This window comes from Pseudomonas sp. K8, from assembly GCF_014889455.1.
GTDB classification, from domain to species: domain Bacteria; phylum Pseudomonadota; class Gammaproteobacteria; order Pseudomonadales; family Pseudomonadaceae; genus Aquipseudomonas; species Aquipseudomonas veronii.
Genome location: NZ_VJWO01000015.1, coordinates 109,063 through 125,619, shown reverse-complemented (window position 1 = coordinate 125,619; position 16,557 = coordinate 109,063). Strand labels below are relative to the sequence as shown.

At 62.5% G+C, this 16,557-nt stretch carries 13 protein-coding genes; 2 read left to right on the top strand and 11 right to left on the bottom strand.

Features of this window, described 5'->3' with window-relative positions; genetic code table 11:
* Window positions 1–125: 125 nt before the first annotated feature.
* The 3 genes from INT12_RS13705 to groL form a co-directional block, all read right to left on the bottom strand.
* A complete protein-coding gene (locus tag INT12_RS13705; RefSeq protein WP_193041182.1) occupies window positions 126–731 on the bottom strand; it encodes a Spy/CpxP family protein refolding chaperone in 606 nt (201 codons plus the stop codon).
* A 126-nt stretch (window positions 732–857) separates the two neighbouring features.
* On the bottom strand, window positions 858–1,418 hold the full coding sequence (locus INT12_RS13700; RefSeq protein WP_046484235.1) for a nitroreductase family protein: 561 nt from the start codon (window positions 1,416–1,418) through the stop codon (window positions 858–860).
* Window positions 1,419–1,472: 54 nt separating this feature from the next.
* The gene (groL, locus tag INT12_RS13695) at window positions 1,473–3,092 is read right to left on the bottom strand and encodes a chaperonin GroEL (RefSeq protein ID WP_177033223.1); all 1,620 of its coding nucleotides are present in this window, start codon (window positions 3,090–3,092) and stop codon (window positions 1,473–1,475) included.
* 253 nt (window positions 3,093–3,345) lie between these two features.
* Here groL and INT12_RS13690 point away from each other — a divergent pair, with 253 nt between their 5' ends.
* On the top strand, window positions 3,346–3,843 hold the full coding sequence (locus INT12_RS13690; RefSeq protein ID WP_193040975.1) for a BCAM0308 family protein: 498 nt from the start codon (window positions 3,346–3,348) through the stop codon (window positions 3,841–3,843).
* Between the two features lie 14 nt (window positions 3,844–3,857).
* Here INT12_RS13690 and mgtA read toward each other — a convergent pair whose 3' ends face one another.
* Window positions 3,858–7,439 carry a magnesium-translocating P-type ATPase gene (gene mgtA / locus INT12_RS13685; protein WP_193040974.1) on the bottom strand — a complete coding sequence of 1,194 codons (3,582 nt, stop codon included), beginning with the start codon at window positions 7,437–7,439 and terminating at the stop codon, window positions 3,858–3,860.
* A gap of 197 nt (window positions 7,440–7,636) precedes the next feature.
* Between mgtA and INT12_RS13680 the strand changes: the two genes are divergently transcribed.
* Window positions 7,637–8,206, top strand: coding sequence for a GNAT family N-acetyltransferase (locus INT12_RS13680; RefSeq protein WP_126588378.1), 570 nt, complete (start codon window positions 7,637–7,639; stop codon window positions 8,204–8,206).
* A 21-nt stretch (window positions 8,207–8,227) separates the two neighbouring features.
* Here INT12_RS13680 and INT12_RS13675 read toward each other — a convergent pair whose 3' ends face one another.
* The 7 genes from INT12_RS13675 to INT12_RS13645 form a co-directional block, all read right to left on the bottom strand.
* The gene (locus tag INT12_RS13675) at window positions 8,228–9,916 is read right to left on the bottom strand and encodes an HAD-IIB family hydrolase (RefSeq protein ID WP_193040973.1); all 1,689 of its coding nucleotides are present in this window, start codon (window positions 9,914–9,916) and stop codon (window positions 8,228–8,230) included.
* 37 nt (window positions 9,917–9,953) lie between these two features.
* A complete protein-coding gene (locus tag INT12_RS13670; RefSeq protein ID WP_046383389.1) occupies window positions 9,954–10,679 on the bottom strand; it encodes a dienelactone hydrolase family protein in 726 nt (241 codons plus the stop codon).
* A 296-nt stretch (window positions 10,680–10,975) separates the two neighbouring features.
* The gene (locus tag INT12_RS13665) at window positions 10,976–12,109 is read right to left on the bottom strand and encodes an NAD(P)H-hydrate epimerase (protein ID WP_046484224.1); all 1,134 of its coding nucleotides are present in this window, start codon (window positions 12,107–12,109) and stop codon (window positions 10,976–10,978) included.
* 66 nt (window positions 12,110–12,175) lie between these two features.
* Complete coding sequence (locus INT12_RS13660; RefSeq protein WP_017845767.1) at window positions 12,176–13,612, bottom strand: NAD(P)(+) transhydrogenase (Re/Si-specific) subunit beta; 1,437 nt, start codon at window positions 13,610–13,612, stop codon at window positions 12,176–12,178.
* A 9-nt stretch (window positions 13,613–13,621) separates the two neighbouring features.
* Entirely contained in the window at window positions 13,622–13,963 is a 342-nt protein-coding gene (locus INT12_RS13655; protein WP_126585277.1) for an NAD(P) transhydrogenase subunit alpha, read from the bottom strand.
* Complete coding sequence (locus INT12_RS13650) at window positions 13,960–15,099, bottom strand: NAD(P) transhydrogenase subunit alpha (RefSeq protein ID WP_126585278.1); 1,140 nt, start codon at window positions 15,097–15,099, stop codon at window positions 13,960–13,962. The genes INT12_RS13655 and INT12_RS13650 overlap by 4 nt, the downstream gene beginning before the upstream one ends.
* A 63-nt stretch (window positions 15,100–15,162) precedes the next feature.
* A complete protein-coding gene (locus INT12_RS13645) occupies window positions 15,163–16,545 on the bottom strand; it encodes an NAD-dependent succinate-semialdehyde dehydrogenase (RefSeq protein ID WP_017845764.1) in 1,383 nt (460 codons plus the stop codon).
* Between the last annotated feature and the right edge of the window lie 12 nt (window positions 16,546–16,557).

The following is a 16,557-nucleotide window of genomic DNA, read 5'->3' as shown; positions in this document are numbered from 1 at the left end:
CCGCCATGCGGCCCGGCATGCGCCGGCAATGCAACGGCGGCAGCCAGCAGGATGAACCCTGTCAGCACGCACTGTTTTACTGAGTCACTGTTCATGATGTTTACCCAGGAGGCTCGCGAATAGCATTACGGTTGGCTGGTCGGGTTGAGCCCGCCGCACCCTTGCGGCCATGCCATGTGCATGGGCATGGGCGTTCGCCAACCGTCCTGATCGGCGATGCGGTGATGCATCACCGTCCAGAACAGATCGAAGATGGTTTTTTGCTGGGCATCGAGGGCATCGTAGAAGGTTTGGGTGCGTGCCTGAGCCGCGTCCAGACGGACCAGTTGCGCCTGCATCCAGCTGGTTTGCGTGCGCAGGCGCTCTATGCCTTTGGCCATTCTCTGCGGTGTTGTTTCGTCCTTCAGCGCTTGTCTGGCACTTGCCTTGTCAGTAGCGGCTGCGTTGCCTTTTTCCACTTGCTGATTGGCGTCTGCGATGACGCCTGCAGCCCAGGTTTCCCAGGCGGGCATTTGCTCCGGCTTGAGGCTGAGCTTGCCCTTGAGTTCTTCCAGGGTCTGCTGCGTATGCTTGACCCAATCGAAATTCGAGGCGTGACGGAACATACCGCCCTGCCCTGGCCCTAGCCCTAACCCTGGCATCGCGGGGTTGGCAAATGCGCCGGTGGACGGTAACAGCAGAACACTTGCCGCGATCAGCAAGCACTGGCCAAGCAAGCGTGGCTTGTTCATTTCAGCTCATCTCAACGTCGTGGGTTCAATCCGAGCATAGGAGCCGGCCTGGCGGGCGATCTGATCCACGTCAGAAAACCGAGACACCGGTCAACCGCTGGATCAACGGTAGCCCTGCCTGGGGCATCAGCCTATCCAATGGATCTCTGGGGTCTTATGCACGATGGGCGCGGGCACAGACTTCGGGTGCCCCACGATAATCGGTGCCACGGGTATCCACTCGGCCGGCAGGCCGAGCGCCTGCTTACCCTGCGGCGTATTCAGAAAGCCCTGGGCGAAACCGATCCAGCACGTCCCGAGCCCCTCGGCATACGCCGCGAGCATCAGGTTCTCGGCCGCCAGGGCACAGTCTTCGACAATGCACTGATTGGGCCCGTTGCCCGAGATCAGCACCAGGACCGGCGCGTGGTAGAAAATCTGAAAACTGTCCTCGCTGAGCAACGCTTGGAAGTGGCTGGAGTGCGTTCCGGCGGGCGTGGTGGCGAGCATCCAGGCCCTGGCTTCGCGGGAAACCCGCTCCAGCAGCGCCTGGTCGCGGATCACCGTGAACGTCCACGGTTGTTGGTTCATCGCGCTGGGCGCCTGGGCGGCGGCATCGATCAAGCGACAAATGAGTTTTTCATCGAGCGGTTCTGGCGTGTAGTCACGTGTCGAGCGCCGGCCGGCGATTGCCTTGGTTACGTTCATGGGTGCATGCCTCCATCAGGGCGATTCAAATCGAAGCAAGGCGCGAGCAGGCGCTCAACCTTCAGGGAACGACGGTTGGGCTGGCGGTTCTTTTTCTGGGATATCGGTAATGGTCGCTTCGGTCAGCAGCAGGATACTGGCCACGGAAACCGCATTTTCCAGGGCAATACGCACGACTTTGGTCGGATCGATGATGCCGGCTTCGTACATGTCGACATAGGTATTGGCGGACGCATCAAAGCCAATGTTGCCCGGCTCCGCCAGCATGCGCGCAACGACCACGCCGGCGTCCACCGCCGAGTTTTCCGCAATGCGCCGCGCCGGTGCTTCCAATGCCCGGCGCAGTATCTGCAGGCCGGTGCGGACATCGCCCTCCTGCCGGGCTTCCTCGGCGGCGATCAGCGGCACCGCTTTGAGCAGCGCGAGGCCGCCGCCGGGGACAATCCCTTCGGTGATCGCCGCGCGGGTCGCCGAGATCGCGTCATCCAGGGCGTCCTTGCGCGCTTTCATTTCGGCTTCGGACGGCGCGCCGACCCGGATCACCGCGACGCCGCCGGACAGCCTGGCCAGCCGCTCCTGCAGCTTTTCACGGTCGTAATCGCTGGTGGTAGCCGCCATTTGCCCGCGGATCTGCTGCAGGCGGGCGTCGATCGCGGCGCGTGTACCGGCGCCGCCGATCAGCGAAGTGCTGTCCTTCGACACCACCACCCGATGGGCCCGCCCCAACTGCTGCAGGTCGACCTGTTCGAGGCTGATCCCCAGTTCGTTGGAGACCACCGTGGCGCCGGTCAATACGGCCATGTCCTGCAGCATGTCCTTGCGCCGGTCGCCAAAGCCCGGGGCCTTGATCGCCACGGCCTTGAGCACGCCGCGGATGTGGTTGACCACCAGCGTGGTCAACGCTTCGCCTTCGATGTCATCTGCGATCAACACCAGGGGCTGACCGCTTTTGGCGACCTGTTCCAACAACGGCAGCAAGTCTTTGAGTACGCCGATCTTGTGGTCACAGAGCAGCAGGCAGGCATCGTCGAGTTCGACCTGCATTTTCTCGGTGTCGGTGACGAAATAAGGTGAGACATAACCCCGGTCAAAGCGCATGCCCTCCATGACCTCGACCACCGTTTCGGTGGTCTTGGACTCTTCGACGCTGACCACGCCTTCAACGCCGACCTTCTCCAGCGCGTCGGCCACCAGTTGACCGATGACCGCGTCGTTATGCGCCGACAGCGTCGCCACCTGGGCTTTTTCCTTGGGCGTGCTGACGGGTCGGGACTGCGCCGCCAGCGACTCGACGACCAGCAGCAGGCCCCGATCCAGGCCGCGCTTGAGATCGATCGCGCTGGCCCCCGCGACCACGTTGCGGATGCCATCGGCCAGGATCGCATGGGCCAGCACCGTTGACGTGCTGGTCCCGTCGCCGACAGCGTCACCCGTGCGTTCCGCGGCCTGGCGCAGCATTTGCGCGCCGAGGTTCTCCTCGGGGTCCTGCAGGTCAATGCGTTTGGCAATCGTGACGCCGTCATTGCAGACCGTCGGGTTGCCCCACTTGTTCTGCATCAACACCGACTTGGACTTCGGCCCCAGCGTCACGCGCACCGCGTCCGCCAATTGGGTGGCGCCGCTGAGGATCTTCTCGCGGGCAGCCGCGCGAAACACGATTTTACTGTGAGCCATCAGGGTGCTCTCCTCTCACGTCGACGGAACTTGCATGCTTCTCTGAAGTGCCTGCGGCGAGGTTGACTTTTATCAACAAACTCACACCCCTTGCCGACGCCCGCCGCGACGCTTACACCGGCGGTCGCCGGGCGCTCCGCGAGTTGACAAAAATCAACCCGCTCGGGCGGAAACAGCGTCCAAATCAACCTGTGAAATCCACCCGATCGTCAACACGTGGGTTTGCCCCTCTCGATGCGTCAGGAGAAACACCATGGACAAGTATCAGCAGAGTCAGAAAAACAAGCTGTTCAAAACGCCGCCCCATGATCCCTATTGCTTGCCGCGGGTTGAAGGTTCGGCGGTGTGCCCGCAGTGCGACGCGGTGTATCAGGCCGGGAACTGGACCTGGAACCGACCTGAAAACGCGGTGGTGCATGACGCGCAAACCGTCACCTGCCCGGCCTGCCGCCGCATCGCGGACAACATGCCGGCCGGCACCCTGATGCTATCGGGCGGCTTCTTGCAAAAGCACCATGATGAAATCATCCACCTGATCGAAAACACCGAAAAAACCGAAATGGCCGAGCATGCGCTGGAGCGCATCATGCGCGTGACGGAGGTGGCGGACGACCTGATGGTGACCACCACCGGCATTCATCTGGCCAATCGCCTGGCGCATGCACTGGAAGGCGCATTCAAAGGCAAGGCGCAGTACCGCTACGGCGATAGTCAGTACGGCGTGAACGTCACGTGGACACGTAACGAGTAACCCCTCACGCCACGCTACGGCGCAGCGCGAGCGCGGCTCAACCGCTGGCGACGGTAAAAGAGCCGCTTGACCCATTCCGCCGCGCCCATGTAGGCCAGGCTGATTGCCAGCACTGTCAGCAGGATCGGCAGTGGCAAGGGCACCAGGCCGAACCAGGACGCGATAGGGCTGTAAGGTAGCCCGACGGCCAGCAGGCCGATGGCCGCGGCGCTGAGCAACAGCAGTGTGGCCGGGCGGCTTTGGTAGAACGGGCGGTAGGTTCGCACGATGAAGATCGTCAGCAGTTGGGTCAGCAGCGATTCGACGAACCAGCCGCTGCGAAACACTTCCGGGCCCTTTTCCGCCAGCAGGTACAGGGCCGCGAACGTGAGCACATCGAACAGCGAACTGACCAGCCCGAACACCACCATGAAGTTGCGGATTTCCCTGATGTTCCAGCGGTGCGGGGTGTTTTCCCATTCGCGGTCGACGTTGTCGCTGGCGATCCCCATGGAGGGGATATCGGACAGGAAGTTGTTGAGCAGTATCTGCTTGGCCAGCATCGGCAGGAACGGCAATACCAACGACGCCAGGGCCATGCTGATCATGTTGCCGAAATTGGCGCTGGAGACGATGGAAATGTACTTCAAGGTATTGGCAAAGGTATGCCGGCCCTCTTCGATGCCTTCGCGCAACACGTCGAGGTTGTGCTCCAGCAACACGAAGTCCGCGGCCTGCTTGGCCACGTCGGCGGCGTTATCCACCGAGATCCCGATATCGGCGACTTGCAGCGCCGGGGCATCGTTGATGCCATCGCCCATATAGCCGACAACGTGCCCGGTCTTCTGCAGGGCGCGGATGATGCGTTCTTTCTGGTTGGGGTCGACCTCGGCAAAGAGCGTCGTCAGTGGCGCCAGGTGCATCAACGCTTCGTCTTTCATCGCCGCCAGCTCGGCGCCGGTGATGATGCGCTCTACGGGCAGGCCCACGGCCATGCCGACATGGCGGGCGACCAGATGGCTGTCGCCACTGATGATCTTGACTTGCACACCCAGGCGCTCAAGGTTGGCGAGAGTGTCTTTCACCCCCGGCTCCGGCGGGTCGAAGAACAACAGAAAACCGCGGAAGGTCATGGCCTTTTCTTCATCCCGGCCGTAGTGCGGCTGTTCCGGCAAGACCCGCGTGGCCAGGCCCAAAACCCTGAAGCCCTGCTCGCTCCAGTCGGCGAAACGCTGCGCGATGGCGGCCCGCTCGGTGTCGCTCAGCGCCAGCAACTGTTCGCCGCGGCGCACCTGTGTGCAAACCTCAAGCACATTGTCCAGCGCCCCCTTGGTCACCATCAGCCGGGCGGCCTCAGGCGCATTCGCGACCACCACGCTCAGGCGCTTGCGCACGAAGTCATACGGCACTTCATCGAGTTTGCTCGCGCCGGGGCATGGCGCCAGGGTTTTGCCGGCCAGGGTGATCGCATCGTCCATGGCGTTGCGCATGCCGGTCTGCAGGCTGGAGTTGAACACCGCCAGTTGCAGGATCGTGGCATCGGCATTGCCCGCCAGATCCATGGCGCCGTCCAGCACCACGACACCGCGGGTCAGCGTACCGGTCTTGTCGGTACACAAGATGTCCATCGCCCCGAGGTTTTCAATCGCATTGAGGTGACGCACGATGACCCCTTTGGCGGCCATGCGTTGCGCGCCTTTGGCCAGCGTGATGCTCAGGATCGCCGGCAACAGTTCCGGCGACAGCCCGATGGACAACGCGATGGCAAACAACAGGGTGTCGAGGGCGGGACGATGCAGCAGGATATTGATGCCGAACACCACAATCGTGATCACCAGCATCACCCGCAACAGCAAGCTGCCGAAGCGACGCAGGCCGCGCTCGAACTCCGTCTCGGGCGGGCGCAGCGTCAGGGTCTTGGCAATGCGCCCGATCTCACTGTCCGAGGCGTAGCGCGTGACCAGCACCTCGGCGGTGCCGCTGCGCACCGAGGTGCCCATGAACACGCAATTATGCCGCTGCCCGAGCGTGGCATCGGCGGCGCAGTCGCCCGGCAATTTTTCCACCGGGAAGGTTTCGCCGGTCAGCAGGCCTTCACCGATGAAGCAATCGAGCGCCTGCAGGATCCGACCGTCGGCCGCGATCAGGCTGCCGGCGCTAAGTATCAGGATATCCCCCGGCACCACCTCGCTGGCGGCGATGTCCACGGCCTTGCCGTCGCGCCGCACCGTGGCGCGCAGCGCGATCTTGCTGCGCAGTTGCTCCACCGCCGTACTGGCGCGATTTTCATACCAGGCGCTGAGAACCGCGCTGATCAGCACGATGCAGCCGACAATCGCCGCATCTAGCCAGTCCCCCACCACCACGGCGACCAGCGCGCCCACGATCAGGATCAGCACCAAGGGCGTCCGCATTTGCTCCAGCACCAACCGGGCCAGGCCGCGCGGTCGGTCTTTGGGCGTGGCCGGCGCGCTGCGCACCCGCGCGTTGGCGTCGGCCTCGCTCAAGCCCTGCGGCGTGCTGTGCAGGCTGCTGAACACCTGGCTGACTGGCGGGCTCCAATAATCGCCGGTTGCCACGCGGGCGGGCGGCTTGACGTTGGATCGCCACTCACGATGGGCCAACCAGAGGCCGGGCAGCATCGGCAACCAGAACGTCAGCCCGCGGAATAACAACGTGGCGGAAAGCGCCACCGCAATGTTCACCCCCACCCAATGCAGCGTGACCACCGCCGCCGCTTCGAAGGCGCCGAGCCCGCCCGGCACAATGCCGATACTGCGCAGCACGCTGGCCAGCATAAAACCGGCAAACAGCCCCAACGGCGGCGCGGACACACCCAGCGCGCGCACCAGCACCCACAATGTGGCGCTGTCGAGCACAATGATCACCAATTCCAGCAAGGTAATCCGCCAGAGTAACCCTTGGCTGCGTACCAGTTGCTTGTCGGCCCCGGTGAGCAATGACGCGATTCTGGCGACAATCGGAAAATGTCGCCCCGGCAAATGCGCGACCAGGCGCCGATTGCCGGCCAGCCTTGGCGTGACCACTGCCAGCAACAGGCTGACGGCAACGAACACCAGGCACGCCGTCACCACCGCAGGCGTGGCATGGCCCTGGAACATCACCACCGGTAACGCCACGCCGACCGACACTGCATAGGCCAGGAAATACCCGGACAAATCCAGCACCAGGCTCGCCAGCACCAGCGGTTTTGCGAACCCGAGGCGGACGAAGGAGGCCACGACCGCAAAGGCGCCGCTGATGCCGGAGGACGGCAGGGCCTGATCGACAAACAGCTTCATCACGCTGAGTTTGCCTGCCTCCCAGAGTGAAAGCGGCTGCGTCCCGGCCCTGAGCACCACCCGAAAGACCTGCCCTTGCGCCATATACGTCAGGACTTGCAACGCCAGGGCGCCGACCAGCCACAGCGGCTCTGCCTGGGTCAGCAAGTGTGTGAAGGATTCGACGTCGGTGAATTGCAGCGCCACGCCGACCACTGTCGCAAACATCGCGGCGCCGAGCAGCCACGTCAGCCACAGCGCGGAACGGCTGTAATGCTGTTCCTCTTCAGGTACAGCCGGATCGATGAAACCAGCAGTGGGCGGTTTGACAGGCATGCCGTGCCCCTGAGCGAATCAGCAGAGAGTCCGATTCTGGCGCGGCCTGCGCGGGGCCGTTTGATCCAGGTCAACCTGCCCCTGGACGATCGGTTAGTCCGCATCACGCTTTCTGACCTTGATCAATACGCCTGCTGCGCATACCCCTCAGTGTGAACAAGGCCGTTCTTCGACCCCACTGTGCGCTGGAGCCCCCCATGCTAGCTAATCAACACACTGCGGCTCTGATTGCCGAGATGGATAAAGCCTCGCCCGCCGAGCATTGGCTGGAAAAACTGCACGACGGAACGCATGTGCTTATCCGTCCGTTGTCGACGCACGATCACCTGGGCCTGCTGCATTTTTTCCAGCGGTTGTCGCCGCTGTCGTTGCGCTTCCGGTTTTTGGGCGCGGTGACCCATGTCGATGCGAGCGCAATCGATACACTGCTGAGCGAGTCGGCGCAGATCAGCCGCGGCTACCTGGCCTTGATCCACCATGACGGCGAGTTGCAGGTAATCGGTGTCAGCCGCTACCGGCGTGCCACCGATCAGGACGAACAGTGCGATTGCGCGGTCGCCGTCGCCGACCCGTGGCTGCGCAAGGGCCTGGGCAGTTTATTGCTGGGGCATCTGATCGATGCCGCCAGGCGTGAGGGGTTTCACAAAATGTGCTCGACGGACCTGTCGACCGATTACCCGATTCATGGCTTGTACAAGCAATTGGGTTTTACCTCGGCCTATCTGGGCCGGGATTTTGATCGCATCGTTCACGAGCTGGAACTGTAGACGCGCACGCCGCCCGACCATTCACTGCGGTTCCAAGTGGTAGCGCGATTGCACCAGATGCGCGATCTGTTCCTGGGCATCCCGCAGCGGTACAGACGCATCGTTTTCAAGCAGACGGGTTTCGTTGGCCAGCACGTCGTCGCGGATCACCTCGCGAAACCAGTTGGAAAAGTCCCCGGCCTCGCGGTGTTGGCGGAACGCGGGATCGTCCAGGCGCGCAAGCGAAGACAAAAACTCCGCAAGGTTCGAGGCGCGCTGGTCAAGGCTGGGAAAGTAGAAAGCATGCCAGGCGCCCACATCCCCGACCGCATACTTGCCGCTGTGGCGATGATGTTTCTGCTCGGGTTGCTGCTGCGCCATCAGCACCACGTCGCCGCCATGACGAACGTCCCATAGACAGAAATAGTCGGGCGCGGATGAGCGCGCCGGGAATTCGGGGCAGCGTCGCTGCGTATGCTGGGCGTAGCGTTGGACCAGTTCGCGGGCGGTGCTGCCCAGGGTCACCAGCACGTCTACCGCGTCCAGCAGCGACGGGCAGACTTGATCGAAGTCCAGGGCAACGATGATCGCCCCCATATTCGCCAGAAACCCCGGAGGCCACGCAGCGCAATGGGGCAGCATGTAGTGGGCCTCGTCCACGACCATCCAGTACGGGCGGCCGGTGCTGCTGCGTAGCTGCTGGATAAACGGCAGTAATTCGCCGAACAACTGCACGCGGGCGGCCGGGTCCAGAGCCAGGGTGCTAACCACCACGTTAAGCCGCGCCTGTAACAGGTGATGCAGCGACTCTTCGGTTGTCGGCGGAGTGGTCAGGCCACCGACCGTGACCGCACCGTCCAGCGACAGATAGTCGCCTTCCGGATCAATGATGCAGAAGCCCTGGTGGGCCTCGACCATGCGTTCTGTCAGCCAGGTCACGTAGCTCGACTTGCCGGAGCCTGAATTGCCGATTACCAGCAGCACCGATTCCGGCGGCAACCACACCTTGCGTGCATCGGCGGTTCGCCCCAGTTGCACGCCGATACGCTCGACCGGCACCAGCGCGGCGTCCTTTTGCAGCAGCATGTCTATCAGCTCGCAGACCCCGCGCCCGTGATCCTGGCTCAGGCAGATGTCCGCGCGGGCCTTGATTGAGTCGATCGCGTTGTTCACCGCCGCCGCACAACCGCAGATCGCGAGAAACGCGTGGTCATTTTCGGCGTCGCCCACGCCGACCACATTCAGTTCGCAGATGCCCAGCCTCAGCAACGCGGCACTCAGCCCCGAGGCCTTGTTCACCCCCGTCGGCAGGACCATGATCGCGTCCTTGTTGAACGTCATCTGCAGCTCCAGGCCCAGCTCGCGAATCGAGCTGATCACCGCGTCCTCGAACGGATGCCAGGTGGCAATGACGGACCTGCCGACGGACAAGGGTGAAACCCCTTTGTCGCGCAGGCGCTCCACCAGTGCGGTCGAGGCCGAATCGGCGATGAGTTCCTCAGTGTCAGTGCGCGGGTCGTACAGGAGCGCGCCATTCTCCACGACCACCAGGTCAAACAGATCGAGCTGGGTAAAATGATGCTTGAGCGCCTGCAACTCCCTGCCGGTAATCAACAGCAACTTGCGACCGCTGGCCTTGAGGCTGGCAAGCGCTGTACAGACGTGTTCGGGAACATTGCCGTTTTCGGCAATGGTTCCGTCATAGTCGACCGCCAAGGCTAAGAAATGCATGTTCGCTCCATGACGGGTTGGGTTGTACAGGCCCGCGCTAAGAAGATGAAACCTTGCCATTGATTCCGGGCAGCGGCTCGCTGGGCAAAGGTTCCTTGTGCAGGTACTTTTCGAACCAATCGCCGGTCAGCCTGGCTACGTCCGCCAGTGTGCCCGGCTCTTTGAAAAGGTGCGTCGCGCCTTTGACGACCTCCAGGCTTTGCGTGCAGTGCAACGCCCGACTGGTCCGCACATTCAAGCGCAGGATCATCGGGTCTTCCGCGCCCACCACTTGCAACGTCGGCGCTTTGACCTCGCACAACGCCTGGGCGGCCAGATCGGTGCGCCCGCCTCGACAGACCACCGCCCGCACTCCGCCCACGTGAGCCGCGGCGACCAGCACGGCGGCGGCGCCCGTACTGGCACCGAACAAGCCCATGGCAAGACGGCGTAATTCAGCGTCTCGGGCGATTGCGTCGATGACCTTGACCAGTCGATCGGCGAGCAATGCAATATCGAAACGCAGCACACCGGTCAGGTTATCCCAGCGCTGCTCTGTCCTTGTCAGCAGGTCGATCACCAAGGTGCCCATCCCGTGGCGCGCCAGGTACTCCGCGATAAAATGGTTACGCGGGTTCGAATGACCGCCGCCACTGGCATGGACGAGAACGACCAGGCTTTCGGCGCCTCGCGGCAATCGCAGATCACCGGCCAATTCATAGCCGGCAAAGTTAAACTTTTTGTATTGGAGCTCAGATACTGCAACACCGCAGTGAGAGGCCATTAGTTGAATACCTTCGTATATAACCTTTTCGAGGGGCAAGGTACTTCAAGAGTGGCTTCATCTTTCTTTTTGATTGTTCGTCAGGTCGATGGATTGGGCACGAGCGCCTATCAGGTTAAAACCGAAAAAAGCCCGGCCTGCTCTGTTGGATACACGACGATGACCTGAAGCCTCTGGGGGGTAAACTGCGCTTTTCCGGCAAAGCGTACTTGATAAATATCAAACGCACGGCCATCCACGTTTCAAATCGGACATTTGACGTGCAATACACCACTCGCCGACATGTCCACGGACAATCAGCCGTACAGTCGACGCAATAACCCAGGTAAAAGATGCGGCACTTCTTTGGCCAGTAACCCTGGGCCGAATTCGGCAGCGGCCACATCATGCAACCACACGCCCGCTGCCGCAGCCGGAAAGGCCGGCATGCCCTGGGTCCGCAGCCACCGAATAATGCCGCCCAACAGCTCGCCGGTGGCGGCCGAGGGCACACTGCAATGGATCACGGCGCGGCCATCGGGGCAGGCAATCACCGTGTCACTGCCGCGATGCACAACCACAGCCGAGCCGTGCTGGGCAGCGGCTCGAGTGCGGGTCAGTTTGTCGCCGACGAAGTCGAACATCCGCCGAAATTCGCTCTCGTGAAGGGTCAGCACCTGCGTGGCATCCGCCGCAACGACCGGTGGGTGCCCCGCGACGGTATCGAGACCGGCTCGCGGTAAATCGGGCAGCCACAACCCAGGGTGATTCTCAAATGCCTGGGGGACGATGGCGTCGAGCACCGCTTCGGGCGTGCCAATATCGGCCACAATCACTTCTCCACACAGATCGCGCCCCGGTAACAGCAGATGCCCCGGCTTTTTGCGAAAAAACGTCACCGTCAGCACCGCCGCCACCGCGCCCAACGACTCACCAGTATCGCCCATCACTCCGCTGGGCGTGTCGACCGCGACAATCGGCACCGTGCCACGGCCAGCCGCAGCCAGGGTGTCCAACACCTGCCCCTCCAGCGCACGGGCGAGACCGGCGCCGAATACCGCGTCGACAATCAGCTCGGCCCCTTCAAGCACCGCGGGGCTCAGGGCTTGCACCTCGCCCGGCCAGCGCTGTGCATGTTGCCCGGCTTCGCCTTTCAGCGCGGCGCGACTGCCCCACATCGCCACCCGCACTGGCCAGCCCGCTTGCGCAAGCCGGTACGCGCAGACAAACCCATCGCCGCCGTTGTTGCCCGGCCCGCAGAGCACCAGCAGCGGCCGGGGTGTCCAGCGCCGCTGGATTTCGCGTGCCACCGCCGCGCCGGCATTGCTCATCAACTCGAAAGACGACACGCCGGCAACCACCGAAAGCCGGTCGGCTTCCGCCATCTGGCGCACCGTCAGCAAGGCCGCCTGGCGCGCGCCGTTATCGAGGTCGGGGCTCAACGTGTTCATGCTTTTCACACTCTCGATCGCTACTGAAGTCACTCACCGCCTGCGCGGTGACGTCGCCCCGCTTGGTTACCCCAAGCCTCTGACCGCCTCGATCATCTTGACCAGGACGGCCTGTGCATCGCCGTACACCATGTTGCAGTTTTCCGCATAAAACAGCTGGTTCTGAATACCAGCATAGCCCTTGCCCTCCCCGCGCTTGACCACGTACACATGATGAGCCTTGTCCACATCCAGGATCGGCATGCCGTAGATGGGCGAGGCTTTGTCGCTGCGCGCGGCGGGGTTGACCACGTCGTTTGCTCCGATCACCAACACCACATCGGTGTCGGCGAAATCGGTGTTGATGTCGTCCAACTGGAAGATCAGGTCGTAAGGCACGCCGGCCTCTGCCAGTAGCACGTCCATTTGTCCCGGCATACGCCCCGCCACCGGGTGGACCGCGAATCGCACAAGCACGCCGTGGGCCTGTAACAACTTCACGAACTCATAGAGCTTTTGTTGGCCCTGCGCCACGGCCAGGCCATAGCCGGGCACGATGATGACTTTATTGGCGTACCGCATGGCGACGCCGGCATCACTGGCCGCCGTCGGCTTGAGCTCACCCACGATCGCCGCGCCTTTGCGCACGGGTTGGCCACCAAATCGGGCAAACAACACATGCGCGACCGTGCGATTCATGGCCTTGGCCATCAGCAATGTGAGCAGCACGCCCGCGGCGCCGACCAGCATGCCGGCGATCATCATGGCCGGAACCTGCAACACAAACCCTTCCAGGCCGACCGCCAGGCCGGTGAAGGCATTGTAGATGGAGATGACCACCGGCATGTCGGCACCGCCAATGGGCAACGTCATCAGCACACCGAACAACAGCGCGCAGCCGAAGAACACTCCAATCAACCACAGCACGCCGTTCAACGAACCGTGTTCGGCGTGCATGACCACCATCAGCCAAGCGCCTACGCACAGCGTCACCAGCATCAGCAAGGCGTTGATCAGTTGCAGGCCTTTCATGTGCAGTGGTTTGTTGATGCGGCCATCCAACTTGGCCCAGGCAATCAACGAGCCGGATAACGAAATCGCACCGATCAACGCGCCAAACAAGGTGCCGGCCAATGCCGAAAGGTCGAACACTCGGCCCCCGAACAACTCCATGGCGGCGATCGCGGCGGCGGCGCCCCCGCCCATGCCGTTGTATATCGCGACCATCTGCGGCATGGCGGTCATGGCCGCCTTGCGCCCGCTCCACCACGCTGCGCCACCGCCCAGCAGCAGCGCGACGAGCGCCAGGCTGACGTTGACAGGCAAATGTGGCCGGGCCGCCTCACTCACCGAAAATACGTAGAGAAAACTCACGATAACGGCGGCCGCCATGCCCCAACCGGCGACATGGATGCCACCGGCCGCCGTAACCGGCGAAGACATGCGCCACAACCCGAAAATCAGTAGAAAAGCGGCGAAGAAATACACCAGCCCTATCAGCCACTGCGACGTCATAATCAGCATGATCAAACCTCAAACCTTTTCAGGCTTCCGGGTGGCAGAGTGATGAGCTTTGCGCCGCTTGGGTTCCGGCGCGCTGGTCTGGAACATCGCCAGCATCCGGCCCGTGACGGCGTACCCGCCCGCGGCATTCCCCGCGCCCAGCAACACCGCGACAAAACCAGCCACCTGTTCGGCCACGCTCGCCGCATCGAGCAGGCCGATAAGCCCGCCGATCACCACGATGCCATGGATAAAATTCGAGCCCGACATCAACGGCGTGTGCAGAATCGCCGGGACCCGCCCGATGATGACCCAGCCGGCGAACGCGGCGAGCATGAAAATATAAAGCCCGACGAAGCCAACACTGTTCATGAGGTCTTCTCCTGGGTTGCGGCATCCGCAGGGTTCAGCGAATGCATGAGTTTGCCGGCATGGGTGAGTACCGTTTGCGCCAGAATCTGATCGTCCCAATCGATGCTGATGACGTTGTTCTTCAACATCAGCGCCAACAGGTTGAACTGATTTTTCGCATACAGCAGGCTGGCGTCCTGGCTCAACGATGAGGGCAGATTCAACGGCGCCATCAGGGTTACCCGACCGATCGTGACGGTCTGTCCGGGCACGCAGCCTTCGCAGTTGCCGCCGCCTTCGGCGCCAAGATCGACGATCACCGCGCCAGGTTTCATCCCGGCAAGCTGTGCGGCACTGATCAGCCGCGGAGACGGCCGCCCCGGCACTGCCGCCGTGGTAATGACCAGGTCCGCCTGTTGGATATGCTCCGTCAGCACTTGAGCGGCTTGGGTTTTCTCAGCCTCACTCAGCTCCCGTGCATAGCCGCCCTTGCCTCGCGCATCGACCCCGACATCGACAAACTCGGCCCCCAGGGACCGCGCCTGTTCCGCAGTTTCCGGGCGCACGTCGTAGCCCTCCACCACCGCGCCCAGGCGATGGGCGGTCGCGATCGCCTCCAGCCCCGCCACGCCCAACCCCAGGACCAATACCCGCGCCGGCCCCACGATACCCGCCGCGGTGGTGACTTTTGGCAGGATGCGAGACATCTGCACCGAGCCCAGTTGGACCGCATAGTACCCAGACAGCGCCGATTGACTGGACAGTGCATCCATCGACTGGGCCCGCGTGATGCGCGGCAGGCGCTCCATGGCAAAACACGTGATTTGGCGCTCCAGTAAACGTTGCACCAAGGCCGGATTCTTCTGCGCATACACAAAACACAGGAGTACCGCCCCGGGCTTCATCTTGCCTACGACTTCCAGCGAGGGCGCCTGCACCGCGAGAAGCACATCGGCCTCATGCAGCCACTGTCCGCCACTGGACACGAACAGCACATCCGAATAAGCAGCGTCCGGCAAAAAACTCGCTTCACCCGCCCCCGCCTGCATATGAAGCCTTGCCCCCAGCGCACATAACTTCGCGCAGAGGCCAGGCACGAGGGCCACACGTCGTTCGTGCGGGTGGGTTTCTTTCAGCACAGCCACATTGACGTACATCGCGCGCTCCGTTGAAGGCACCCGCGCATGGCCGGGCACCCGGAATGTAAACAGGACAAGGCTTCAGACCGGCGCCTGAGCCAACACGTAACGCACCAGTTTTTTATTCACGAACTGCTGGATACCCATGTCGCCCAGCTCGCGGCCATAGCCGGAGTCCTTGATGCCGCCAAAGGGCAACTCGGCATCGCTCCAACTGATGTTGTTGATGAACATCATCCCGGTCTCGACGCGACTTGCCACACGACGCCCCCTGTCCAGGTCACGTGTGAACACCGAGCCGCCAAGGCCAAAGTCGGAGTCGTTGGCCAGGGCAATCGCGGCGTCTTCGTCCTTGACGCGGAAAAACAGCGCCACCGGGCCGAAGAACTCATCCCGGAACGCCGGGTTTTCAGGGGCAATGTCAGTGAGAATGGTCGGCGTCATAAAGGCGCCGGGGCGATCGATACGTGTGCCCCCGAGCAGAACCTTCGCTCCGTGATCGGTCGCCGTGCGAACCTGCCCGAGCAACTGCACCAATGCCGCTTCCGAAGACAGCGGGCCCAGGGTCGTCGCTTCGTCCATGGGATCGCCGGGTTTCAGCGCCGCGAGCCCGGCCTGAAAGCCCTTCAGGAACGCATCGGCGACCTTATCCACGACAATGAAGCGTTTTGCCGCGCAACAGGTCTGCCCGCAGTTGTACATCCGCCCCCAGATCGCCCATTTGACGGCCAGCTCCAGGTCGGCGTCTTCGAGCACAATGAATGCGTCGCTGCCGCCCAGCTCCATGGAAGACGGTTTCAGGTTCTGCCCGGCCCAGGCCGCCAGGCTGCGGCCCGCGGCGACACTGCCGGTCAGTGCAACCCCGCGAACACGCGGGTCATCGACCACCTGCCTGGACTGCTCATGGGAGATCGACAGGTTGGTATACAGCCCGGCAGGCGCGCCGGCTTCGAGCAGGATTTGCTCGAAGGCCATCGCGCATTGAGGCACGCAACCGGCATGCTTGATCACCAACACGTTGCCTGCCATCAAATGCGGACCGGCCACGCGAGCCAACTGATAGAACGGAAAGTTCCACGGTTCGACCCCGAAGATCACGCCGATGGGGCTGCTCTCCATGTGCGCCTCGCCTTGGCTCGGCTCCAGCGCTTGCGGGGCCAGGAAGCGTTCCGCGTTCTTGGCGTAGTACGCCATGATATCGGCGCTGAATTTGACTTCGCCTCGGGCCTCGTCGATGCGCTTGCCCATTTCCAGTGTGATCTTACGGGCCAGGGCATCGAAGCGCTGATGCATCAATTCACCGGCCTTCGCGATGATCGAGGCGCGCTGGGCATACGTTGTGTGTTTCCACGTCGCATAGCACTGCGCCGCAGCCGCCAGTTTGTGCTCCAGTTGCTCAGCCGTCAGCGTATCGAATTGTGCGAGCAACTCGCCGTTGTATGGATTGATCGTTGTATAAGCCATAACGGTTGCCTT

What these genes read in the sequence shown, in the direction of transcription:
- INT12_RS13705 (WP_193041182.1), bottom strand. Translation starts at nt 731, where the DNA reads ATGAACAAGCCACGCTTGCTTGGCCAGTGCTTGCTGATCGCGGCAAGT.
- INT12_RS13700 (WP_046484235.1), bottom strand. Translation starts at nt 1,418, where the DNA reads ATGAACGTAACCAAGGCAATCGCCGGCCGGCGCTCGACACGTGACTAC.
- groL (WP_177033223.1), bottom strand. Translation starts at nt 3,092, where the DNA reads ATGGCTCACAGTAAAATCGTGTTTCGCGCGGCTGCCCGCGAGAAGATC.
- INT12_RS13690 (WP_193040975.1), top strand. Translation starts at nt 3,346, where the DNA reads ATGGACAAGTATCAGCAGAGTCAGAAAAACAAGCTGTTCAAAACGCCG.
- mgtA (WP_193040974.1), bottom strand. Translation starts at nt 7,439, where the DNA reads ATGCCTGTCAAACCGCCCACTGCTGGTTTCATCGATCCGGCTGTACCT.
- INT12_RS13680 (WP_126588378.1), top strand. Translation starts at nt 7,637, where the DNA reads ATGCTAGCTAATCAACACACTGCGGCTCTGATTGCCGAGATGGATAAA.
- INT12_RS13675 (WP_193040973.1), bottom strand. Translation starts at nt 9,916, where the DNA reads ATGCATTTCTTAGCCTTGGCGGTCGACTATGACGGAACCATTGCCGAA.
- INT12_RS13670 (WP_046383389.1), bottom strand. Translation starts at nt 10,679, where the DNA reads ATGGCCTCTCACTGCGGTGTTGCAGTATCTGAGCTCCAATACAAAAAG.
- INT12_RS13665 (WP_046484224.1), bottom strand. Translation starts at nt 12,109, where the DNA reads ATGAACACGTTGAGCCCCGACCTCGATAACGGCGCGCGCCAGGCGGCC.
- INT12_RS13660 (WP_017845767.1), bottom strand. Translation starts at nt 13,612, where the DNA reads ATGCTGATTATGACGTCGCAGTGGCTGATAGGGCTGGTGTATTTCTTC.
- INT12_RS13655 (WP_126585277.1), bottom strand. Translation starts at nt 13,963, where the DNA reads ATGAACAGTGTTGGCTTCGTCGGGCTTTATATTTTCATGCTCGCCGCG.
- INT12_RS13650 (WP_126585278.1), bottom strand. Translation starts at nt 15,099, where the DNA reads ATGTACGTCAATGTGGCTGTGCTGAAAGAAACCCACCCGCACGAACGA.
- INT12_RS13645 (WP_017845764.1), bottom strand. Translation starts at nt 16,545, where the DNA reads ATGGCTTATACAACGATCAATCCATACAACGGCGAGTTGCTCGCACAA.